The organism is Pseudoduganella violacea (assembly GCF_014191875.1).
Lineage (GTDB): Bacteria > Pseudomonadota > Gammaproteobacteria > Burkholderiales > Burkholderiaceae_D > Rugamonas > Rugamonas violacea_A.
This window is the reverse complement of sequence record NZ_JACHXD010000028.1, coordinates 25,902-46,442: the sequence shown is the minus strand read 5'-3', so window position 1 is coordinate 46,442 and position 20,541 is coordinate 25,902. Positions and strand designations below refer to the sequence as shown.

Sequence of the window (20,541 nt, the reverse complement as noted above, 5' to 3'; positions counted from 1 at the left end):
GGCAGGTCGTCGCCTGGGAATTCGTATTTGGAGAGCAGCTCGCGCACTTCCATTTCCACCAGTTCCAGCAGCTCGGCGTCGTCCACCAGGTCGCACTTGTTCAGGAACACGATGATGTAAGGAACGCCAACCTGACGGGCCAGCAGGATGTGTTCGCGGGTCTGCGGCATTGGGCCGTCAGCAGCGGAGCACACCAGGATCGCGCCGTCCATCTGGGCAGCACCGGTAATCATGTTTTTGATGTAGTCGGCGTGGCCTGGGCAGTCAACGTGAGCGTAGTGACGGCCAGAGGTTTCGTACTCGACGTGCGCGGTGTTGATGGTAATGCCGCGTGCTTTTTCTTCTGGAGCAGCGTCGATCTGGTCGTAGGCTTTAGCTTCGCCGCCGAATTTTTTCGACAGAACGGTTGCGATAGCCGCGGTCAGGGTGGTTTTGCCGTGGTCAACGTGACCGATGGTGCCTACGTTCACGTGCGGTTTAGTCCGCTCGAACTTTTCTTTTGCCATTTTAATTCTTCCTTAGAACTATGATTTAAGGTCTGTCCGGCCCGGAGGATTGCCCCGGGCCGGTCAATAAACAAGATTACTTCGCTTTGGCGGTGACGATTGCGTCGATCACGTGCTTAGGCGCTTCGGAGTAGTGCTTGAATTCCATCGTGTAGGTTGCACGACCCTGGGTTGCGGAACGCAGCGAGGTCGAGTAACCGAACATTTCCGACAGCGGTACTTCGGCTTTGATGATCTTGCCGCCGCCGCCTGGGATTTCGTCCATGCCCTGCACCATACCACGACGGGACGACAGGTCGCCCATCACGGTACCGGCGTAGTCTTCCGGCGTTTCCACTTCCACAGCCATCATCGGCTCCAGAATCACTGGCTGGGCCTTGCGGCAGCCGTCTTTGAAGGCCATCGAAGCGGCCATGCGGAACGCGTTTTCGTTCGAGTCCACATCGTGGTACGAACCGAAGAACAGGGTCACTTTCACGTCCACCACTGGGTAGCCGGCCAGAACACCGGTGTTCAGGGTTTCGCGCACACCCTTCTCAACTGCAGGGATGTATTCGCGAGGAACGGTACCGCCCTTGATCGCGTCGACGAACTCGAAGCCCTTGCCTGGCTCTTGCGGTTCGATCTTCAGCACCACGTGACCGTACTGACCACGGCCGCCGGACTGCTTGACGAACTTGCCTTCGATCTCTTCGCAGGTCTTGCGAATGGTTTCACGGTAAGCCACCTGTGGTTTGCCGACGGTCGCTTCCACGCCGAATTCGCGCTTCATACGGTCAACGATAATTTCCAGGTGCAGCTCGCCCATACCACCGATGATGGTCTGGCCGGATTCTTCGTCGGTCTTGACGCGGAACGATGGGTCTTCCTGAGCCAGACGGTTCAGGGCCAGGCCCATTTTTTCCTGGTCGGACTTGGTTTTCGGCTCAACGGCCTGCTGAATCACCGGCTCCGGGAACTCCATGCGTTCCAGGATGATCGGGGATGCTGGATCGCACAGGGTCTCGCCGGTGGTCACGTCTTTCAGGCCCACGGCAGCGGCGATGTCGCCGGCGCGCACTTCTTTGATCTCTTCGCGCTGGTTGGCGTGCATCTGCAGAATACGGCCCAGACGCTCTTTACGGTTTTTCACCGAGTTCAGCACGGTGTCGCCGGAGTTGATGGCGCCCGAGTACACGCGGAAGAAGGCCAGCTGGCCGACGAATGGGTCGGTCATGATCTTGAAGGCCAGCGCCGAGAATTTCTCGTCGTCGGCGGCTTTACGGGAAGCCGGCTGGTCGTCGTCGTCGGTGCCGTTGACCGGTGGGATGTCCACTGGGGATGGCAGGAACTCGATGACCGCGTCCAGCATCGCTTGCACGCCCTTGTTTTTGAACGCGGTACCGCACATCATCGGCACGATTTCGGAAGCGATGGTACGCTCGCGCAGTGCTTTCTTGATTTCGGCTTCGGACAGGTCGCCCTCTTCCAGGTACTTGTTCATCAGGTCTTCGGACGCTTCGGCGGCCGCTTCAACCATCTTCTCGCGCCACTCGGCTGCGGACTCGGCCAGTTCAGCCGGGATGTCGCGGTAGTCGAATTTCATGCCCTGGGACGCGTCGTCCCAGATGATGGCTTTCATCTTGACCAGGTCGATCACGCCCTTGAAGTTTTCTTCCGCGCCGATCGGGATCTGGATCAGGATCGGGTTGGCCTTCAGGCGGTTGCGCATCTGCTCGTACACTTTGAAGAAGTTGGCGCCGGTACGGTCCATCTTGTTCACGAAGGCCAGACGTGGCACTTTGTACTTGTTAGCCTGACGCCACACGGTTTCCGACTGAGGCTGCACGCCGCCCACTGCGCAGTAAACCATGCAAGCACCGTCCAGCACGCGCATCGAGCGCTCAACTTCAATGGTGAAGTCAACGTGGCCCGGAGTGTCGATGATGTTGATGTGGTGTTCGGGGAAGTTGTTGGCCATGCCTTTCCAGAAGCAGGTGGTCGCCGCGGAGGTAATGGTGATGCCGCGCTCTTGTTCCTGCTCCATCCAGTCCATGGTGGCTGCGCCGTCGTGCACTTCACCAATTTTGTGGTTCACGCCGGTGTAGAACAGCACGCGCTCGGTAGTGGTCGTCTTACCGGCGTCGATGTGAGCGGAGATACCGATATTGCGGTAGCGCTCAATGGGGGTCTTGCGGGCCATAGTTAATCCTAAATCTTTTAATGGACAAAACCGAGCAGCATTTTTCGATCAAAAAATGTGCCCGGCTTGAACAACAGATAAGCGGCCGGCACTGCCGGCCGAAGTTTTTAGAAGCGGAAGTGCGAGAACGCTTTGTTCGCTTCAGCCATGCGGTGCACCTCGTCACGACGCTTCATCGCGCCGCCGCGGCCTTCCGCAGCTTCCATCAGCTCACCGCCCAGGCGTTGTGGCATGGATTTTTCGCTGCGCTTGTTGGCAGCTTCACGCAGCCAGCGCATGGACAGGGCCAGACGGCGTACTGGACGCACTTCCACAGGCACCTGGTAGTTGGCGCCACCGACGCGGCGGGATTTCACTTCCACCAGCGGCTTGGCGTTGTTGATTGCGGCGGCGAACACTTCCAGCGGGTCCTTGCCCGATTTTTGCTGGATATGGTCGAACGCACCGTAGATGATGTTTTCTGCGACCGATTTTTTACCGGACAGCATCAGAACGTTCACGAATTTGGCGACTTCGGTGTTGCCGAATTTTGGATCCGGCAGAATCTCGCGCTTGGGTACTTCACGACGACGTGGCATTGTATTTCCTTCCTGTCTTCAGTTGAGCGCCTCTGATTTGGCACTCGCGGAGGCCATCAAAGCCTTCCACTTACTCGGTCTCGCGACCGCCTCAACTCATTAAAATGCAAGAAAATTACTTCTTGGCTTGCTTAGCGCGCTTCGCACCGTACTTCGAGCGAGCTTGCTTACGGTCTTTAACACCCTGGGTATCCAGCGCGCCGCGAACCATGTGGTAACGCACACCTGGCAAGTCTTTTACACGACCGCCGCGCAGCAGAACAACGCTGTGTTCCTGCAGGTTGTGGCCTTCACCGCCGATGTACGAAATCACTTCGAAACCGTTGGTCAGACGCACTTTGGCAACTTTACGCAGTGCCGAGTTAGGCTTCTTAGGAGTGGTGGTGTACACGCGGGTGCACACGCCACGCTTTTGCGGGCAGTTTTCAAGTGCCGGCGATTTGCTCTTCACGACCAGTGCGGTACGTGGTTTGCGAATCAATTGATTGATGGTTGGCATCGTTCTTAATCCAACAAAGTTACTACGTTAATAACCCGGACAGCCGTCCGGGGACTAAAACCGTGTCCCGATTCCTTCCGCACATGGGGCGCAAAAAGCCACTCTCGGGGAGCAGCTGTCGAACGCGTATACGATGCGCAGAATAAATTGAGAACTCGCGAGTATATACCTGGCAAGCCCCCCAGTCAACTTCTGTTGCTGAATAATGTGGCAGGCGCCGGCCCTGCACGGGTTTATACTGGATGCAAGTCCACCGTCCGAAGCCGCCCTGCCATGCCGACCACCATTACCCTGAGCGCAGCCGACGAAAAGTTGCTTCAAGAGCAGCTTTCCACCGGCCGCTATAAGGACGCCAATGCCTTGGTGGCGGCCGGCCTGCAACTGCTTGCAGAACAAGACCGCCAGTTGCGCGACTTCATCCAGGAAGGCCTGGAAGGGGAGATGCTGGATGGCGATGCCGTGTTCGCCGCGCTGGAAGCGAAATACGGCAAGCCGCAGCCGGCCGGCTCAGGCAGCTGATGCGTCTGCTCATCTCCCGGCGCGCCGCGTGCGATCTGGATGAGATAGCAGGATATATTGCCCGTCACAACCTGCAGCGTGCGGCCAGCTTCGTTGTCGAGCTGCGCCAGCAATGCCAGGCGCTCACCCGCATGCCGCTGGCGTTCCGGGCGCGCAGCGATGTATTCCCCGGACTGCGCATTTGCTCCTACCAGCGCTACTTGATTCTGTACCGCGCCGAAGGGGGCGCCGTGCACGTGCTGAGGATCGCCCACAGTGCGCGCGACCTGCGCGCCCTGCTTCAATAATTCCTTGTCTCAAGGCCATCGATTGCGCGGATAATAGCTAGCATTTTTCCTCCTCTTGTCTGTATGCAAGCCTTGCTGCGCCCGGCCAATGCCCTCGTTCTGCTGACTTATCTGGCCCTGTCGGCCGTGCCCTTCGTGCCCCTGCTGCTGGGCAAGCCGGTGGAGGGGCCGTGGCAGATCGTCGGCATCGAATTCACGGCCTGGGCGGCGGCCTGGGCGCTGTTCCGCCGTCCGGCGTATTTCCACTGGCTGCTGCTGCCGGCCTTTCTCGCGCTGCCGACCGAGATTTACCTGATCGTCTTTTACGGCCAGGGCATTTCCACCCACCACCTGGGCATCATCGCCGAAACCAGCCCGAAAGAGTCGCTGGAATTCCTCGGCCAGAAAGTGTGGCTGATGCTGGCCGTGATGATTGCGGTGGCGGCATGGTGGGTCTTGAGCTTCCGCGCCGCGCGCAAGACGCGCGATCTGGACTGGAACGATGCCTCGCGCAAGCTGGTCCTGGGCATGCTGGCCGTGCTGACGGCCGTGGCGGCCTATGGCTGGGAATTTGGCGTGGCGCCAGCCAAGCCGGCCTCGGCCAGCGTGGCGGCCGCCTCGGCGCCCCCAGCCAGCGGGTCCGACAGCGAGGAAGAGGAGGAGGAAGAGGAAGCCTCGGCCGCCAGCGCCGGTCTGGACTACACCGGCTGGCAATTGCCCGCCCTGCCCCACTGGGCCAAGGTACCGGTCGATGTCGACGCCTTCATCAATTCCTGGCCCTTCGGCCTGGTCGCGCGCGGCTGGGACTTCTATAAGGAACGGCGCTATCTGGCCGACCTGGACGAGCGCAGCCGCCGCTTCAGCTTCGGCGCGCAGCAGCGCGAGCGCGACAGCGTGGCCGAGGTGGTGGTGGTGGTGCTGGGCGAATCCTCGCGCTACGACCGCTGGAGCCTGAACGGCTATCAGCGCGAAACCAATCCCCTGCTCGGCAAGGAAGCCAATCTGGTGACGCTGAGCGATGTCATCACGCCGGTGTCGGCCACGCGCCTGTCGGTGCCGGTCATCATTTCGCGCAAGCCGGCCGTGCAAAGCCTGAAGGACGGCTTCACTGAAAAATCCTTCATCACCGCCTACAAGGAAGCGGGCTTCAAGACCTGGTGGTTGTCGAACCAGATCTCCTTCGGCAAATTCGACACCCCCGTTTCGGTCTTCGCCAAGGAAGCCAATGTGGTGCAGTTCATGAACCTGGGCGGCTTCACCAACGGCTCGAACTTCGACCAGATCCTGTTCGACCCGCTCAAAATCGCGCTGGCCGATCCGGCGCCGAAAAAGCTGATCGTGCTGCACACCCTGGGCAGCCACTGGAACTACAGCCAGCGCCACCCGCAAGCCTTCGACAAATGGCAGCCTTCGCTGTACGGCGTGGACAAGCCGGTCTACACCGACCTGAAGATCAAGCCCCAGCTGAATAACAGCTACGACAACTCCATCCTCTACACCGACTGGTTCCTGGCGCAGACCATCGGCCAGTTGAAGGTCGCGGCGCCGATGGCCGCGCTGCTGTATGTGGCCGACCACGGCCAGACCCTGTACGACAACAGCTGCCGCCTGGCCTTCCACGGCCACAACACCCAGTACGAATTCCACGTCCCGGCCTTCGTCTGGTACTCGCACCAATACCAGGACCGCTACCCCGACAAGGTGCAACAGTTGCAGCGCCACCGCAAAGCACCGCTCGCCACAGAGAACATGTTCCACACCCTGCTCGACCTGGCCGACATCCGCTACCCCGGCGACAAGCTCGAATGGAGCTTCCTCAGCAGCCAATTCAAAGCCCACAAGCGCGTCGTCGACAGCTACGGCTGGACCGACTACGACAACGCCAGCCTCAAAGGCGACTGTCGCGAAATCATCGCCGGCAAACCCAAGGCCAGCAAGCGCGGCAAAAAGTAAGACAGCCGAGCCCGTGTCCACCCTGGTGCCAGGCACCAAGGGGACACAGGCTCAGCAGTATTGCGGCCTGTTTTGCAGATGGGCCCGTGTCCGATCGGTGCCTGGCACCAAGGTGGACACGGGCCGGACTGTTGCCCTATTCGAAGCGCAGGCAGTCGACGGGTTGCAGGCGGGAGGCGCGGCGGGCGGGGTAGTAGCCGAAGAAGATGCCGACCAGGCTGGCGAAGCCGCAGGCGACCAGCGCGGCCTGCAGATTGATGATGACTTCGAACTTGCCGGTGGCGGTGATGGCCGCCGCCGCTCCCGCTGCCAGACCGACACCGACCAGGCCGCCGACCAGACAGATCACCACGGCCTCGGTCAGGAATTGCAGTAGCAGGTCACGCGGCCGGGCGCCGATCGCCATGCGGATGCCGATCTCGCGCGTGCGTTCCGTCACCGACACCAGCATGATGTTCATGATGCCGATGCCGCCCACCAGCAGCGAGATGGCGCCGATCAGCCCCAGCATCGTCGCCAGCGCGGCGCTGATGGTGCGCGCCGTCTCGGCGAAGGAGGCCAGATTTTCGATGCGGAAGTCGTCCGGGTCTTCGGCGCGGATGCGGTGGCGGTCGCGCAGGATTTCGCTGATGTCTTCGATGCCTTCGCTTAGATTGCCGCCCGATTTCCCTTGCGCCATGATGTAGTGCACATTGTTGGGGAATTGCGAGCGCACCAGGTGGGCGCTGGCGGCGGTGATCGGCACCAGTACGTATTCGCTGAGGTCGCCGCCATCGACCTGCCGTCCTTCGCCATACAGCACGCCGACCACCTGGAAGGCGACGTTCTCGATACGGATGAACTGGCCGAGCGGGTCTTGCTTGTAGAAGAACTGGTCGGCCAGCTTGCGGCCGATGACGGCCATGCGCGCGCCGGAACGCACGTCGGCATCGCTCAAGGCGCTGCCTTTATCGATGCGCCAGTTGCGCATGCTGAACATGGCCGGGGTCACGCCGAACACGGTCTTGGCCGTGCTCTCGTTGCCGGCGGTGAGCTTGAAACTGCCTTGCAGCACGGGCGCGGCGCCGGACAGCGAGGTCAGGGTGTTGAGCGATTCGGCATCTTGCATGGTCAGCGAGGGCATGGCGCCGTTGCGCATGCGCTGGGCCTGGGCGCGGTCGCCACCGGGCGCGATGAAGACCAGATTGGTGCCCAACTGTTCCAGCTCCTTGCCGATGAAGCGCTGCATGCTGTCGCCCACGGCCAGCAGCAGCGCGACCGATGTGATGCCGATGACGATGCCGAGCATGGTCAGGATGGTGCGCAGGCGGTTGGCCCGCATCGAGCGGAAGGCTTCGATCACTACTTGAAAAAGAATCATCTTGCGTATGCTTTCAGGAGACGGCCAGCATTTGCTGGGCGTGGCTGGCGGCCAGCTGTTCCAGCCCGGGCGCGGCCGGACCGTCGTACAGCACGCGGCCGTCGGAAACGCGCACCAGGCGGCGCGCATAGGCCGCCACGTCCGGCTCGTGCGTCACCAGCAGGATGGTGATGCCGGTTTCCTCATTCAGGCGCTGCAGCGAGCGCATGATTTCGACGCTGGTCTGGGTGTCCAGATTGCCGGTCGGTTCGTCGGCCAGCAGCAGCGGCGGATCGGCCACCAGGGCGCGCGCGATCGCCACGCGCTGCTGCTGGCCACCGGAGAGCTGGCTGGGCGTGCGCTTGGCCAGATCCTTGAGCCCCACTTTTTCCAGCTCGACCAGGGCCTTGGCTTGGGCCTTGCCACGCGCGACGCCGGCATAGATCAGCGGCAGCGCCACATTCTCGGCCACGCTCATGCGCTTGATCAGGTTAAAGCTTTGGAACACGAAGCCGATGGTGCGGTTGCGGATGACCGCCAGCTCGGCGCGCGACAGGCTGCGCACGTCGACGCCATTGAGCAGATAATTGCCGTCGCTGGCCAGGTCGAGGCAGCCGAGGATATTCATCAGCGTCGATTTGCCGGAACCGGACTGGCCCATCACGGCCAGGAAATCGCCGCGCGGCACCTGCAGATCGATGCCGTGCAGGACGGGCGTCTCCACGCTGCCCGAGAAGTAGCTCTTGCGCACGGCGCGGATATCGATCAGCGGCTGGTTGCCGCCTACCAGATGGGGCGCCATTACGGGTTGCCTTCGCCGTTGTCCTTGCCTTCGCCCGCCAGCTTGCGGGTGATGACCTTGTCGCCCTTTTTCAGGCCGCCGTCCAGGATTTCCGTATAGCGGAAGTTGGACAGGCCGATGCGCACATCGACCGGCTTGGCCTCGTTATGCTCGTCCAGCCGGTAGACCTTGAAGGTGCGCGCGATATCGCCCTTGCTGCGGAAAGAGATGCTGTCTTCTTCCGGCGCCGCCACCGGCGCGGCCGCCTTGGCCGAGGCGCTGGCGGCCTTGCCGTCCTTGGCCGCCGCCTTGGCCTGCTTCTTCTGTTCGGCCGCCAGCTCTTCGTCGCTGAGACGGAAGCGCAGAGCGGCGGTGGGGATGCGCAGCACGTTCTGGCGGTCGCCCACCACCAGGCGCACCTGGGCCGTCATGCCGGGCTTCAGCAGCTCGTCCTTATTGTCCACGTCCAGCACCACGTTGTAGGTGACGACGTTCTGCACCACGTTCGGCGCCAGGCGGAACTGGCGCATGCGCGCATCGAACTCCTTGTCCGGGTAGGCGTCGACCACGAAGCGCGCCGGCTGGCCTTCCTTGAGCATGCCGACGTCCGCTTCCGAGACATTGGTGTCGATCTGCATCTTGGTCAGGTCGCGCGCGATCTGGAACAGATTGGGCGTGTTGAAGGAAGCCGCCACCGTCTGCCCCAGATCGATGGTGCGCTTGATGATCACGCCGTCGATGGGGGCGCGGATCACGCTGTTATTCAGGTCGGCGCGGGCGCGCGCCAACTGGGCCTTGGCCAGTTCGATATTGGCCTTGGCCACATCGACTTCACGCTTGGACTGGTCGAGCGCCAAGGTCGACACATAGTTCTGCGACACCAGGGTCTGGTTGCGCGTGAAGGTGGCCTGGGCCAGGCGCATCGAGGCTTCGGCCGAGGCCAGGCTGGCTTCGGCCTGGCGGATCTGGGCTTCGAAAATGGTCGGCTCCAGCTTGAGCAGGATCTGGCCTTTTTTCACGCGGTCGTTGAAGTCGGCATTGAGTTCGCTGACCGTGCCCGACACCTGGGAACCCACATTCACCAGCGCCACCGGATTGATGGTGCCGCTGGCCGTCACCAGCTGGGCGATATTGCCGCTGTCCACGGCCGCCGTGCGGTAACGTTGCGGCGCCTCCGCCGGTTTGTTTTGAAACAACACCGCACTCGCGCCACCGACCACCACCAAGGCGGTAATCAGGACGGCCAAACGCTTCTTCGTGAATATTTTCATGGGTATCTATGGGATGATGATGGGCGCAAAACCGCCAGTTTCCGCGCTCCGCCGGCGTTGCGGCTTAAGAACGGATGAAGATGGGCGTGCGGAAGTCTCGTGTATGAATGAAATTGTTATTGCAGCAAAACTCAACTTAGCACTACCATAATATTTCCGCAAGAAAATTAAAAGAAAAACCATGGCGCCAAGGCGCTGTTCTGGAGGAGATGATGGACAAACCTGCGAGGCTGGCCTCCATCGACGTCTTGCGCGGCATTGTGATCGCGCTGATGGCGCTCGACCATACGCGCGATTTTTTCGGTCCCACCAGTTTCAATCCGGAAGACCTCGACAGCACTACGCCGGCCTGGTTCTGGACCCGCTGGATCACCCACTTATGCGCCACCACCTTCGTGCTGCTGGCGGGCAGCTCGGCCTTCCTGCGCGGCCAGGCTTGCGGCACGGCGGCGCTGTCGCGCTACCTGGCCAGCCGCGGCGCCCTGCTGCTCGTGCTGGAGGCGAGCTGGATCAGCTTCAGCTGGCAATTCGGCTTCAACGTCATCATTCTGCAAGTACTATGGGCCTTGGGCGCCGGCATGCTTCTGCTGGCCCTGCTGGTCTGGCTGCCGCGGCCGGCGGTGGCGGCCATCGCCGTCCTGCTCATCCTGCCGCACAATCTGCTCGACGGCGTGAAGCTGGAATCGGTGCTGTGGCTGGCCTGGCACCAGGGCGGCTTCGTGCCGCTGACCAGGCAGTTCGGCATCGTCATTATTTATCCGCTGATGCCCTGGCTGGGACTGATCGCGGCCGGCTATGCGCTGGGACCGGTCTTCCACTGGGCGGCGGCGCGGCGCCAGCGCTGGCTGCTGCTGGCGGGCGCGGTGCTGCTGCTGGTGTTTATCGCCCTGCGCGCCGGCAATCTGTATGGCGATCCCGATCCCTGGTCGCCACAGGGCAAGGGCTGGATGTTCGACCTGATGTCCTTCCTTCGCGTGCACAAATATCCGCCGTCCCTGCTCTATCTCTGCGTCACGCTGGGCATCGCGCTGCCGCTGCTGGCCCTATGCGAACGCCTTCAGCCGCCGCGCGTACTGCTGCTGTTCGGCCGCACGCCGCTGTTTTTCTATGTGATCCATATCGCGCTGATCCACTTCCTGGCTGGCCTGTATATGCTGGCGCGCTATGGCGGCTTGCCGCAGGGCGGACCGGTGGCCGCGCAACTCCCGCCCGGCTATCAGCCCTCGCTGCCGGTGGTGTACGCCAGCTGGCTGGGCGTGCTCTTGCTGATATATGGATTGACCCTGCTATGGCGCCGCCGGCGTCCCGCTCCTCAAACCTGATGACCAAGGATTGCAATTGCTGAAGAAAGCCCTGCTGGCCAGCGTGTTCGCGCTGGCCGCCCTGCCCCATGCCCGCGCGGCCGATAGCGCCGCCCCCTGGTCCGCGCTGGCCAAAGCCGATCTCGATTTTGTACAGCAAAGCATCCGCGACAACCATCCCGGTCCGCTCGACAAGGAAAACGCTTACTTCAAGGCCTGGCTGGAACGCGGCTATGCCGAAGCCAGCGCGCAGGCGGCGCAGGCGCGCTCGCTGGGCGATGTACAGAAAATGCTGGCGCGCTATATCGCCGGCTTTGCCGACGGCCATATGGCGCTGGGTTTCTACCACCAGAGCCGCAGCATGCGCTGGGCGAATCTGATCGTACTGCGTCAGGGTGGCCGCTACCGCGTCGTGCACAGCGGACAGGCCGATGTGCCGGTGAGTGCGGAGCTGCTGTCCTGCGACGGGCGCGCCATCAATGCCATCGTCAAGGACGACCTGGCGCCGGCCTTCCTGAATAATCCTGAACTGGACTGGATCAAGACGGAGCTGGCGCCGTCCGTGCTGCTGAACGAGGAAGTGCATCCGCATGCGGAATACGCAACCTGCCAGATCGCGGTAAACGGCCAGGCGCGCAGCGTGGCGCTGCAATGGAGCGACATCGCGCGCAACGCCTTCTACGACCAGCTCGATCGCGTGCGGCCGGCAATGGACAAGAAAAGCAGCATCACCCAAGTGGGTCCGAAACAATATTGGGTGCGCCTGCCGCAGTTCCAGCCCAAGGCGGCCGAGATCGAGGAACTCAAGGAACTGACGAAGCAAGTGGCCGGCCTGCGCGACGCGGAGCTGGTGGTCTTCGACACGCGCGGCAACAACGGCGGCAATTCCGCCTGGGGCAACGATATCCTGGCCGCGCTGTATGGCGAGGCGTATATCAATCAGCTGCGCAGTCGCGACCATGGTTACGCCGAATGGCGGGTCAGCGCCGACAATCTGGAACATATCCGCAAGCTCATCCTGCCGATGCTGCGCAAGCAGTATGACGAGCAGAATCCGGTCTACCGGGTCTGGGCGGGCATGGCGGAGCGCATGCAAGCCGCCCTGGAGCAGGGCCAGCCCTTCCTGCGGCAAAGCGACGAGGATGGAATTCTGAGCGCGCCCGATGACAAGGCCGCGCCGCTGTCGAAGGCGCGCGCCGCCCTCGTCACCAAGTCGGGCTGCGGCAGCGCCTGTCTCGATTTCGCGGATGTGGTGCTGACCCTGCCGGGCGCTGTCCACCTCGGCGAAACCACGGGCGCCGATACCGTGTATATGGAGGTGCGTCCGCTGGTGCTGCCCAGCGGCCTGGCGCGGCTGGTTGTGGCGCAGAAGGTCTACCGCGACCGGCTGCGCGCCCACAATGCAGCGTATGTCCCCAGCCTGCCATTCGATGGGCCGATCCACGACGACGCGCTGCTCAAGCCCTGGGTGTTGAAGCAGCTTACGCAGTATGGTGCCGGCGGCGGCAAGGCTTCACAGTAAGGCCAGCGCCGGCGCGGACGGCGGCGCTTCGGCGTCCGCCAGCACGCCGCTGCAATCGCCGGGATGGGCCATATAGTCGCTGAGCCAGTCGAATACGCGCGCGGCGCGGGCTTCGATGTCCGCGCCGAAGTTGCGCTCGGACAGCAGGCGCAGTCCATTGGTCTGGTTCAGCAGACCGCCGCGCAACCGCAGGCCATGCTCGCCATCGCGCTGCACGCACAGGGGCTGCAACCGCGCCTGCAGCAAGGGACCGAGCACCAGATTGTGCGAGGAGACGACGACCGTGCCGCGCGCCGTCAACTCATGCAGCACGGCAGCTGCGGCGGAAATCGATTCCAGGTGGTTGGTGCCGCGGAAGATTTCGTCGATGATGAAGAAGACAGGCTGGCCTTGTCCGCCCAGGGCCAGCAGCTCCTGGGCGCGGCGCAATTCGGCCTGGTACAGGCTTTCGCCGCCGCCCAGCGAATCTTCGCCCTGCATGCTGGAATACAGCGCCACCCGCGGCAAGGACGCCGCCGCCGCGTAGCAAAAGCCGAAGGCGCGGCCGGCGATCAGATTCAGGCCGATCGAGCGCAACAGCGTGCTCTTGCCCACGCCGTTCTGGCCGGAGATAAAGGCGCCGCGCCCTTCGTCCAATTGCAGCGACAGCGGCGCCGCCTCGTCCAGCAGCGGATGATACAGCGCTTCCAGTGCCAGCGCGCCGGGCGCTGCCTGCTGCACCCAGCAATGGCGCGGCGTTTGCGCCAGGTGGCGCGCCAGGGCCAGGTCGGCATCCAGATCGGCCACCAGCGCAAAGCTTTCGCGCAGCAAGGCGCGCTGCCGCATCACGGTGGCGCGCGTGGCGTAGTAGTGGCGCACATTGCGCAGCATCAGCCAGTTGGCATACTCGCTCGCCAGCGGCAAGCGCTCCAGCACGGAGCGCACCAGGCGATGGCGCAGACGGTTGATCTGGGCGACGGCGGGGACGAAGGCCGCCAGGCCGGCGCTGTCCGCACTGTCCGCCCCGGACGGGACGAGCTGCGGAGCGGCGGCGCCCACTTCGGCATGCACCTGCAACATCAGGCGCAGGCTATACAGCACGCGGTTCCATTCCTGCACGCGCTCGTGGTGGACGGCCTGCACTGCCATCAGCAGCAGCCAGCCAGCCACCACGACGATCCACGCCGGTACCCAGAAAAAAGCCAGCGCCACGCTGCCGAGAAACGCGTAGGGCAGCACGCCCAGCCAGCGCGCCCAAAGCGGCGTGGCGGGCAGCTCGGGGCCGAACAAGGCGGTGCTGGGTTCCGCGTCGGCCTGGCGCAGCGGTTGGCAATGCTCTTGCAAGCGCTCGCGCAAGCCCGGCTCCGCGCCGAAGCGGTGCAAGCGCTGCAAGGACTGGGGCGAGGCCTGTTGGCGGCGCAGGCGCGCATGCAGCATCTGGCGGCCGAAGATGCTGGCGCCGGATGCCAGCCGTTCGCTATACGCGGGCAACAGCATTTCGCGCCAGGTCTGCTGGTCCAGCATGGCCGGCTGCGCGTCCTCGGTGAGGACGTGGTAGCGCGCCACGTCATGCTCAATAAAGGGGTAATCGACGACCTCGCTGCGCCCCCACAGCCAACCGGCCAGTTTATTCAGCATCCGCGCTCCAGAAAAAAATGTTGCCAACAAGATAGGGGGTGATTGCCAGAAAATCAAGCTATCCGTCCGGACAACGGACGCGGCGGTGCTGTCCGGACAGTGGGCGGACAAGGCGGACTCTGAATAAAATCAAACACTTAAGACATGGCACATTTTGTGCATCAGCAAGTATCATCTTTTTACAACACTTAGCTGCCATGATCCGCGATACATCCCGACAAGATACCGTCATCGCCGCCCCCAGCGGCCAGAAAACGCGCCGCCGCGCCCTGCTGCTGGGCGGCGCCGTCCTGCTGCTTGTTGCCAGCGCCGGCCTGCTCAAGACCTGGCGCGGCAGCGAGCATTCCGTCAGCGCCGCCCGCCTGCGCATCGCCGAGGTGGGCCGCGGCACCCTGGTGCGCGACGCCGCCGTCAACGGCCGCATCGTAGCCGCCGTCAGCCCCACCCTATTCTCCACCGCGCCAGCCACCGTCACGCTGAAAGTGCACGCGGGCGACACCGTGAAGAAGGGCGATGTGCTGGCCGTGCTGGAGTCGCCCGACCTGAGCGACGCGCTGAAGAAGGAGCAGGCCAGCTACCAGGAACTGGTGGCCGAAGTGGAACGCCAGCAGATCCTGGCGCGCAAGCAGAAGCTGCTGGCCCAGCGCGAGGCGGACACCGCCGAGATCGACCGCATCTCGGCCAACCGCACGCTGGAACGCTATAACAGCGTGTCCAACGAAGGCGTGGTGGCCAAGATCGATTACCAGAAGGCCAAGGACGCCGTGGTGGCGGCCGATATCCGCGCCAAGCATACGGCGCAGGCGGCCGAGCTGGAAAAGGACAATGTCTCGCTCGAACTGAAAACCAAGAGCGCCCAGCTGGAACGCCAGAAGCTGTCGCTGGCGAACGCCCAGCGCCGCGTCGACGAGCTGACCGTGCGCGCGCCGGTCGATGGCTTCATCGGCACGCTGTCGGTGCCCAACCGCAGCGTGGTGCAGGCCAATGCGGCGCTGATGACCCTGGTCGACCTGTCGCAGCTCGAAGTCGAGCTGGAAGTGCCGGAAACCTATGTCAACGATCTGGGCCTGGGCATGGGCGCCGAAATCGCGGTGGCCGGCGTGCAGACCACCGGCAAGCTCTCGGCCCTGTCGCCGGAGGTCGTGAAGAACCAGGTGCTGGCGCGCGTGCGTTTCAACGGCAGGCAGCCGGACGGCCTGCGCCAGAACCAGCGCGTGACGGCGCGCCTGCTGATCGACGAAAAGCCGAATGTGCTGATGCTGCAGCGCGGTCCCTTCGTGGAGTCGGAAGGCGGACGCTTTGCCTATCTGGTGCGCGACGGCGTGGCCGTGCGCACGCCGATCAAGATGGGCGCCACCAGCGTCTCTTCCGTGGAAATCCTGGGCGGCCTGAAGCAGGGCGACAAGGTCGTGATCTCCGGCACCGAAACCTTCGAGAACGCGGCCCGCGTCTCGATCAATCAATGAACATTGAAACAGCACTGAAAGGAAACGCCATGCTGCGCATGCAAAACCTGAGCAAAGTCTACCGCACCCATATGATCGAAACCCACGCCCTGCGCGGCTTCGAGATCGAAGTCAGGCAAGGGGAATTCGTCACCGTGACCGGTCCTTCCGGCTCCGGCAAGACCAGCTTCCTGAACATCGCCGGCTTGCTGGAGGAATTCAACGACGGCGAATACATCCTCGACGGCGTCAACGTCAAAGGGCTGGACGACAATGCCCGTTCGCGCCTGCGCAACGAGAAGCTGGGCTTCATCTTCCAGGGCTTCAACCTGATTCCCGACCTCTCGCTGTACGACAATGTGGACGTGCCGCTGCGCTACCGCGGCTTCAACGCGGCCGAGCGCAAGCTGCGCATCGAGGAAGCCCTGTCCAAGGTCGGCCTGGCCTCGCGCATGAAGCATTATCCGGCCGAGCTGTCGGGCGGCCAGCAACAACGCGTGGCGATCGCGCGCGCGCTGGCCGGCGCGCCCAAGCTGTTGCTGGCCGACGAACCGACCGGCAACCTGGATACGCAGATGGCGCGCGGCGTGATGGAACTGCTGGAAGAGATCAATGCCGAAGGTACGACCATCCTCATGGTGACGCACGATCCGGAACTGGCCACGCGCTCGCAGCGCAATGTACACATCATCGACGGTCAGGTGTCGGACCTGGTGCGCAAATCGGCCTCGCTGGTGGCTTGAGGGGATGGGCATGCTGCAATACTACTTCCTGCTTGGCGTGCGCAATCTGCGCCGCAATCCGGCCCTGACGGCGCTGATGGTGCTGATCCTGGCCGTCGGCGTGGCGGCCAGCGTTTCCACCCTGACCATCTTGCATATGATGTCCGGCAATCCGATTCCGCACAAGAGCGAACGCCTGCTGGTGCCGATGGTCGACAACGCGCCCACCGAGGGCTATACCGCTGGCGACGAGCGCAACGACGACCAGCTCAGCTACCGCGATGCCGCCAACTTCCTGGCCAGCAAGCTCGGCGACCGCCGCACCGCCATCTTTGGCGTGGGCGGCACGGTGGAGCCGGCGCGCAAGGACATGAATGTGTTCAATGTGGGGGGGCTGGCCAACACCCATGACTTCTTCACCATGTTCGAGGTGCCCTTCCTGCACGGCCAGCCTTGGAGCGAGAAGGAAGACGCGGCCAACGCCGACGTCGTGGTGCTGAGCCGCCAACTGGCCGAAAAGCTGTACGGCGAGGCCAACCCGGTGGGCCAGCGCCTGATGCTGCTGGGCTTCCCCTACCAGATCGTGGGCGTGGCCGACACCTGGAATCCGGTGCCGCGCTACCACCGCCTGGTCGGCGGCAGCGGCGCCTTCGGCGAAGCCGACGAATTCTTCATCCCCGTCGCCAGCGCGATCCGGCATGAGGCCTCGTTCAATGGCAGCATGAATTGCAGCAAGGGACGCGATCCCGGTTTCCAGGCGCTGCTCGATTCCGAATGCACCTGGATCCAGTTCTGGTTCGAAATGCACGATGCCGGCGGCCGCGCCGACCTGCAGAACTATCTGGACGCCTACGCCGCCGAACAGCGCAAGCTGGGGCGCCTGCAACGCGCCGCGCCGAACACTGTGTACAACGTGATGGAGTGGCTGGAACAGCAAAAGGTGGTGGGCAACGACAGCCGCGTGTCGGTCTGGCTGGCCTTCGGTTTCCTGCTGCTATGCCTAGTCAACACCATCGGCCTGCTGCTGGCCAAGTTCTCGGTGCGCGCCGCCGAGGTGGGCGTCCGCCGCGCCCTGGGCGCCTCGCGCCGCGAAATCTTCCACCAGTTCCTGATCGAGAGCGCCGTGGTGGGCCTGGCCGGCGGCGTGCTCGGCCTGCTGCTCTCGCTCGGCGCCCTGACCCTGATCGGCCAGAGTTCGGACCAGCTGAAGGTGGTCGCGCACATGGATTGGTCCATGCTGCTCACCACTTTCGCCATGGCCGTCGGCGCCGCCATCCTGGCCGGCCTGCTGCCGACCTGGCGCGCCTGCCTGGTCACGCCCGCCCTGCAGCTCAAATCCCAATAAGGTTGACATGGAAATCCGTCCCATCTTCTCCGCGCTGATGCGCAACAAGACCGGCCCGCTGCTGGTGGCGATCCAGGTCGCCCTCAGTCTGGCCATCCTGGCCAACGCCCTGCATATCGTGAACGTGCGCCAGGCCGTATCGGCGCGCCCCAGCGGCATCGTTGCCGAAAACGATGTGCTCAATCTCTTTGCGCTCAGCCTGAAAATTGGCGGCCACGAAGAACAGCTGGCCTTGCAGCAGGCCCAGGCCGCCGCGCTGCGCGCCGTGCCCGGCGTGCTGTCGGTGGCGCGCGTGAACCAGTATCCGATGTCGCAGTCCGGCAATTACAACAGCATCACCAACAGCCGCAGCCAGCTCAAAAAAACCGCGATCACCAGCCTGTATCTCTCCGGCGACTCCCTGGTCAAGACCTGGGGTCTGAAACTGGTGGAGGGGCGCGACTTCACGCCGGCCGATGTCTGGAATGTCGATGAAACGGCCAGCAAGGACTATCCCGACACCATCATCATCACGCGCGCCCTGGGCCAGAAGCTGTGGCCCGAGGCCAGCAGCTATACCGGCAAGACCTTCTACTTCGGCAAAGGGGAAACCGCGCGCGCCGTCACCGTGGTGGGTGTGGTGGAGCGCCTGCAGACGCCGAACGCGCAGGTCGGCATCGAGGCCGACTATTCCAGCATCGCGCCGGTGCGCAATACCGGCTGGGGTAGATCGCGCTTCACCATCCGCGCCGAGCCGGGCCAGCGCGAGCGCGTACTCATGGAGGCGGAGGAAGCCCTGCTCAAGCTGGAGAACAAGCAGGTGGTAGTCGAGAGCACGACAATGGAGGGGCATCGCGCCAACCGCTACCGCGCCGACCATGCGCTGGCGTGGATGCTGATCACGGTCAGCGTGCTGCTGCTGCTGGTGACGGCCAGCGGCGTGGTGGGCATGGCCAGCCTGTGGGTGACGCAGCGGCGCAAGCAGATCGGCGTGCGGCGCGCGCTCGGTGCGCGCCGCATCGACATCCTGCGCTATTTCATCACCGAGAATGTGATGATCACCAGCGCCGGCGTCGCCAGCGGCCTGCTGGGCGCACTCGCGCTCAACCATCTGCTGGTCAGCAAATTCGAGATGGAACGTCTGCCGGCCGGCTATCTGCTGGCGGGGGCTGGCCTGTTCTGGCTGCTGGGCATTGCCGCCGTGTATGGACCGGCCTGGCGCGCGGCCTCGATTTCGCCGGCGCTGGCCACCCGCAGCGCCTGATGTGATGCTATGCTGCCGCCATGCCTACCGTACTGATTATTGACGACAATGCCGCCGTCGGCGTGGCGCTCGAAGTCCTGTTTTCCCTGCATGACATCGCGGCGCTGCACGCGGCCTCGCCGGCCGAAGGCCTGGCCGTGCTGGAGCAGCGCGGCGCCAGCATCGACCTGGTGCTGCAGGATATGAACTTCACGGCCGACACCACCTCGGGCGAGGAGGGCGTGGCCCTGTTCCGCGCCATCCGCCGCCTGCATCCGGACCTGCCGGTGATCCTGCTCACCGCCTGGACCCATCTGGACGCGGCGGTGGACCTGATCAAGGCCGGCGCCGCCGATTACCTGGCCAAGCCCTGGGACGACCAGCGCCTGATCGCCACGGTGCAGAACCTGCTCGAACTGGGACAGGCCAACCGCGCCTTGCAGCAGTTGCGCCAGGGCGAGCTGCGCCAGCGCCGCGAACTGGAACGCTACGATCTGCGCGGCATGGTGTTCCAGGACGCGGCCACCGAGCGCGTGGTCAGCCTGGCCTGCCAGGTGGCGCGCGCCGACGTGCCGGTGCTGATCGCCGGGCCGAACGGCGCGGGCAAGGAACGCATCGCGGAAATCATCCAGGCCAATTCGGCGGTGCGCGACGGCCCCTTCGTGGTGCTCAATTGCGGCGCCCTGCCGTCCGAGCTGATCGAAGCGGAACTGTTCGGCGCCGAAGCCGGCGCCTACACCGGCGCCTCCAAGGCGCGCGAGGGCAAGTTCGAGGCCGCCGATGGCGGCACCCTCTTCCTCGATGAAATCGGCAATCTGCCGCTGGCCGGGCAGATGAAGCTGTTGCGCGTGCTGGAGACGGGACGCTTCGAGCGCCTCGGTTCCAACCGCGAGCGCCAAGTCAAAGTGCGCGTGATCAGCGCCACCAACGCCGATCTGCCGGCGATGATACGTCAAGGCAGCTTCCGCGAGGACTTGTTCTACCGCCTGAACCTGATCGAGCTGCGCCTGCCGCCGCTGGCCGAACGTCCGGCCGACATCCTGCCGCTGGCGCGCCACTTCCTCGGCGCGGACAAGCACCTGCAACCGGCCGCCGAAGCGGCCCTGCTGGCGCATGGCTGGCCGGGTAATGTGCGCGAGCTGAAAAACGTGATGGCGCGCGCCAGCCTGCTGGCCAGCGGCGACAGCATCAAGGCCGCCGACCTGGGACTGCCAGCCGCCACGGCGAGCCAGGCGTCCAGCATGCCGGGCAGCGCCGCCAGCGAGGCGGAGCCGAGCCGCGAAGACATCGTGGCCGCCCTGGGCCGCGCCGGCGGCGTGGTGGCGCAGGCCGCCGCCGAGCTGGGACTGTCGCGCCAGGCGCTATACCGCCGCCTCGAACGCCTGGGCATCGCCCGCGCCTGATGCCGATGCCAGAGAACACGGAGACGCCACAGCCGGCCGCGCCGGGCGCCGGGCGCGCGGCGGCAGCGGA

The 20,541-nt window shown here is 63.8% G+C and carries 18 protein-coding genes; 10 read left to right on the top strand and 8 right to left on the bottom strand.

Features of this window, described 5'->3' with window-relative positions:
- The 4 genes from FHS03_RS27135 to rpsL form a co-directional block, all read right to left on the bottom strand.
- Positions 1-506: GTP-binding protein (locus FHS03_RS27135; protein WP_183444021.1), on the bottom strand; the 506-nt coding region annotated here is incomplete at its 3' end.
- A 76-nt stretch (positions 507-582) separates the two neighbouring features.
- The gene (fusA, locus tag FHS03_RS27130) at positions 583-2,688 is read right to left on the bottom strand and encodes an elongation factor G (protein ID WP_183444020.1); all 2,106 of its coding nucleotides are present in this window, start codon (positions 2,686-2,688) and stop codon (positions 583-585) included.
- Between the two features lie 107 nt (positions 2,689-2,795).
- The gene (gene rpsG / locus FHS03_RS27125) at positions 2,796-3,266 is read right to left on the bottom strand and encodes a 30S ribosomal protein S7 (RefSeq protein ID WP_050409780.1); all 471 of its coding nucleotides are present in this window, start codon (positions 3,264-3,266) and stop codon (positions 2,796-2,798) included.
- Between the two features lie 115 nt (positions 3,267-3,381).
- Entirely contained in the window at positions 3,382-3,765 is a 384-nt protein-coding gene (rpsL, locus tag FHS03_RS27120) for a 30S ribosomal protein S12 (protein ID WP_050409781.1), read from the bottom strand.
- A gap of 273 nt (positions 3,766-4,038) precedes the next feature.
- Here rpsL and FHS03_RS27115 point away from each other — a divergent pair, with 273 nt between their 5' ends.
- The 3 genes from FHS03_RS27115 to FHS03_RS27105 all read left to right on the top strand — a co-directional run bounded on the left by FHS03_RS27115 (position 4,039) and on the right by FHS03_RS27105 (position 6,503).
- Positions 4,039-4,284, top strand: coding sequence for a ribbon-helix-helix domain-containing protein (locus FHS03_RS27115; RefSeq protein WP_183444019.1), 246 nt, complete (start codon positions 4,039-4,041; stop codon positions 4,282-4,284).
- On the top strand, positions 4,284-4,571 hold the full coding sequence (locus tag FHS03_RS27110; protein WP_183444018.1) for a type II toxin-antitoxin system RelE/ParE family toxin: 288 nt from the start codon (positions 4,284-4,286) through the stop codon (positions 4,569-4,571). The genes FHS03_RS27115 and FHS03_RS27110 overlap by 1 nt, the downstream gene beginning before the upstream one ends.
- A 63-nt stretch (positions 4,572-4,634) precedes the next feature.
- Positions 4,635-6,503 (top strand): phosphoethanolamine transferase, encoded by a 1,869-nt coding sequence (locus tag FHS03_RS27105; RefSeq protein WP_183444017.1) that lies wholly within the window; start codon positions 4,635-4,637, stop codon positions 6,501-6,503.
- Between the two features lie 136 nt (positions 6,504-6,639).
- Here FHS03_RS27105 and FHS03_RS27100 read toward each other — a convergent pair whose 3' ends face one another.
- From FHS03_RS27100 to FHS03_RS27090, 3 genes are read right to left on the bottom strand one after another with little or no spacing between them, the layout of a single operon-like run.
- Positions 6,640-7,863 (bottom strand): ABC transporter permease, encoded by a 1,224-nt coding sequence (locus tag FHS03_RS27100; protein WP_229426466.1) that lies wholly within the window; start codon positions 7,861-7,863, stop codon positions 6,640-6,642.
- 13 nt (positions 7,864-7,876) lie between these two features.
- Positions 7,877-8,644, bottom strand: coding sequence for an ABC transporter ATP-binding protein (locus tag FHS03_RS27095; protein ID WP_183444016.1), 768 nt, complete (start codon positions 8,642-8,644; stop codon positions 7,877-7,879).
- Positions 8,644-9,894, bottom strand: coding sequence for an efflux RND transporter periplasmic adaptor subunit (locus FHS03_RS27090; protein WP_183444015.1), 1,251 nt, complete (start codon positions 9,892-9,894; stop codon positions 8,644-8,646). The genes FHS03_RS27095 and FHS03_RS27090 overlap by 1 nt, the downstream gene beginning before the upstream one ends.
- Before the next feature lie 209 nt (positions 9,895-10,103).
- Between FHS03_RS27090 and FHS03_RS27085 the strand changes: the two genes are divergently transcribed.
- Both FHS03_RS27085 and FHS03_RS27080 read left to right on the top strand, forming a co-directional pair.
- Entirely contained in the window at positions 10,104-11,216 is a 1,113-nt protein-coding gene (locus FHS03_RS27085; protein ID WP_183444014.1) for an acetyltransferase domain-containing protein, read from the top strand.
- 16 nt (positions 11,217-11,232) lie between these two features.
- A complete protein-coding gene (locus FHS03_RS27080; protein ID WP_183444013.1) occupies positions 11,233-12,717 on the top strand; it encodes a S41 family peptidase in 1,485 nt (494 codons plus the stop codon).
- On the opposite strand, the gene FHS03_RS27075 is transcribed toward FHS03_RS27080, so the two are convergent.
- Positions 12,709-14,334: a MutS-related protein gene (locus FHS03_RS27075; RefSeq protein ID WP_183444012.1), complete on the bottom strand. Its 1,626-nt coding sequence runs from the start codon at positions 14,332-14,334 to the stop codon at positions 12,709-12,711. The two genes, FHS03_RS27080 and FHS03_RS27075, sit on opposite strands and share 9 nt — an antisense overlap.
- A 197-nt stretch (positions 14,335-14,531) precedes the next feature.
- Between FHS03_RS27075 and FHS03_RS27070 the strand changes: the two genes are divergently transcribed.
- The 5 genes from FHS03_RS27070 to FHS03_RS27050 are packed head-to-tail and all read left to right on the top strand — an operon-like array spanning position 14,532 to position 20,471.
- A complete protein-coding gene (locus FHS03_RS27070) occupies positions 14,532-15,800 on the top strand; it encodes an efflux RND transporter periplasmic adaptor subunit (protein ID WP_183444011.1) in 1,269 nt (422 codons plus the stop codon).
- A gap of 29 nt (positions 15,801-15,829) precedes the next feature.
- Positions 15,830-16,522 (top strand): ABC transporter ATP-binding protein, encoded by a 693-nt coding sequence (locus tag FHS03_RS27065; protein WP_183444010.1) that lies wholly within the window; start codon positions 15,830-15,832, stop codon positions 16,520-16,522.
- A 10-nt stretch (positions 16,523-16,532) separates the two neighbouring features.
- Complete coding sequence (locus FHS03_RS27060; protein WP_183444009.1) at positions 16,533-17,846, top strand: ABC transporter permease; 1,314 nt, start codon at positions 16,533-16,535, stop codon at positions 17,844-17,846.
- A gap of 7 nt (positions 17,847-17,853) precedes the next feature.
- The gene (locus FHS03_RS27055) at positions 17,854-19,089 is read left to right on the top strand and encodes an ABC transporter permease (RefSeq protein WP_183444008.1); all 1,236 of its coding nucleotides are present in this window, start codon (positions 17,854-17,856) and stop codon (positions 19,087-19,089) included.
- A 20-nt stretch (positions 19,090-19,109) separates the two neighbouring features.
- Positions 19,110-20,471 (top strand): sigma-54-dependent transcriptional regulator, encoded by a 1,362-nt coding sequence (locus FHS03_RS27050; RefSeq protein ID WP_183444007.1) that lies wholly within the window; start codon positions 19,110-19,112, stop codon positions 20,469-20,471.
- The last annotated feature ends 70 nt before the right edge of the window (positions 20,472-20,541 follow it).

Excerpts from the sequence above, each read along its gene's own strand:
- FHS03_RS27085 (WP_183444014.1), top strand. The coding sequence starts at position 10,104 with ATGATGGACAAACCTGCGAGGCTGGCCTCCATCGACGTCTTGCGCGGC.
- FHS03_RS27075 (WP_183444012.1), bottom strand. The coding sequence starts at position 14,334 with ATGCTGAATAAACTGGCCGGTTGGCTGTGGGGGCGCAGCGAGGTCGTC.
- FHS03_RS27065 (WP_183444010.1), top strand. The coding sequence starts at position 15,830 with ATGCTGCGCATGCAAAACCTGAGCAAAGTCTACCGCACCCATATGATC.
- FHS03_RS27095 (WP_183444016.1), bottom strand. The coding sequence starts at position 8,644 with ATGGCGCCCCATCTGGTAGGCGGCAACCAGCCGCTGATCGATATCCGC.
- FHS03_RS27090 (WP_183444015.1), bottom strand. The coding sequence starts at position 9,894 with ATGAAAATATTCACGAAGAAGCGTTTGGCCGTCCTGATTACCGCCTTG.
- FHS03_RS27100 (WP_229426466.1), bottom strand. The coding sequence starts at position 7,863 with ATGATTCTTTTTCAAGTAGTGATCGAAGCCTTCCGCTCGATGCGGGCC.
- rpsL (WP_050409781.1), bottom strand. The coding sequence starts at position 3,765 with ATGCCAACCATCAATCAATTGATTCGCAAACCACGTACCGCACTGGTC.
- FHS03_RS27060 (WP_183444009.1), top strand. The coding sequence starts at position 16,533 with ATGCTGCAATACTACTTCCTGCTTGGCGTGCGCAATCTGCGCCGCAAT.
- FHS03_RS27110 (WP_183444018.1), top strand. The coding sequence starts at position 4,284 with ATGCGTCTGCTCATCTCCCGGCGCGCCGCGTGCGATCTGGATGAGATA.
- FHS03_RS27115 (WP_183444019.1), top strand. The coding sequence starts at position 4,039 with ATGCCGACCACCATTACCCTGAGCGCAGCCGACGAAAAGTTGCTTCAA.
- FHS03_RS27070 (WP_183444011.1), top strand. The coding sequence starts at position 14,532 with ATGATCCGCGATACATCCCGACAAGATACCGTCATCGCCGCCCCCAGC.
- rpsG (WP_050409780.1), bottom strand. The coding sequence starts at position 3,266 with ATGCCACGTCGTCGTGAAGTACCCAAGCGCGAGATTCTGCCGGATCCA.
- FHS03_RS27105 (WP_183444017.1), top strand. The coding sequence starts at position 4,635 with ATGCAAGCCTTGCTGCGCCCGGCCAATGCCCTCGTTCTGCTGACTTAT.
- FHS03_RS27055 (WP_183444008.1), top strand. The coding sequence starts at position 17,854 with ATGGAAATCCGTCCCATCTTCTCCGCGCTGATGCGCAACAAGACCGGC.
- fusA (WP_183444020.1), bottom strand. The coding sequence starts at position 2,688 with ATGGCCCGCAAGACCCCCATTGAGCGCTACCGCAATATCGGTATCTCC.
- FHS03_RS27050 (WP_183444007.1), top strand. The coding sequence starts at position 19,110 with ATGCCTACCGTACTGATTATTGACGACAATGCCGCCGTCGGCGTGGCG.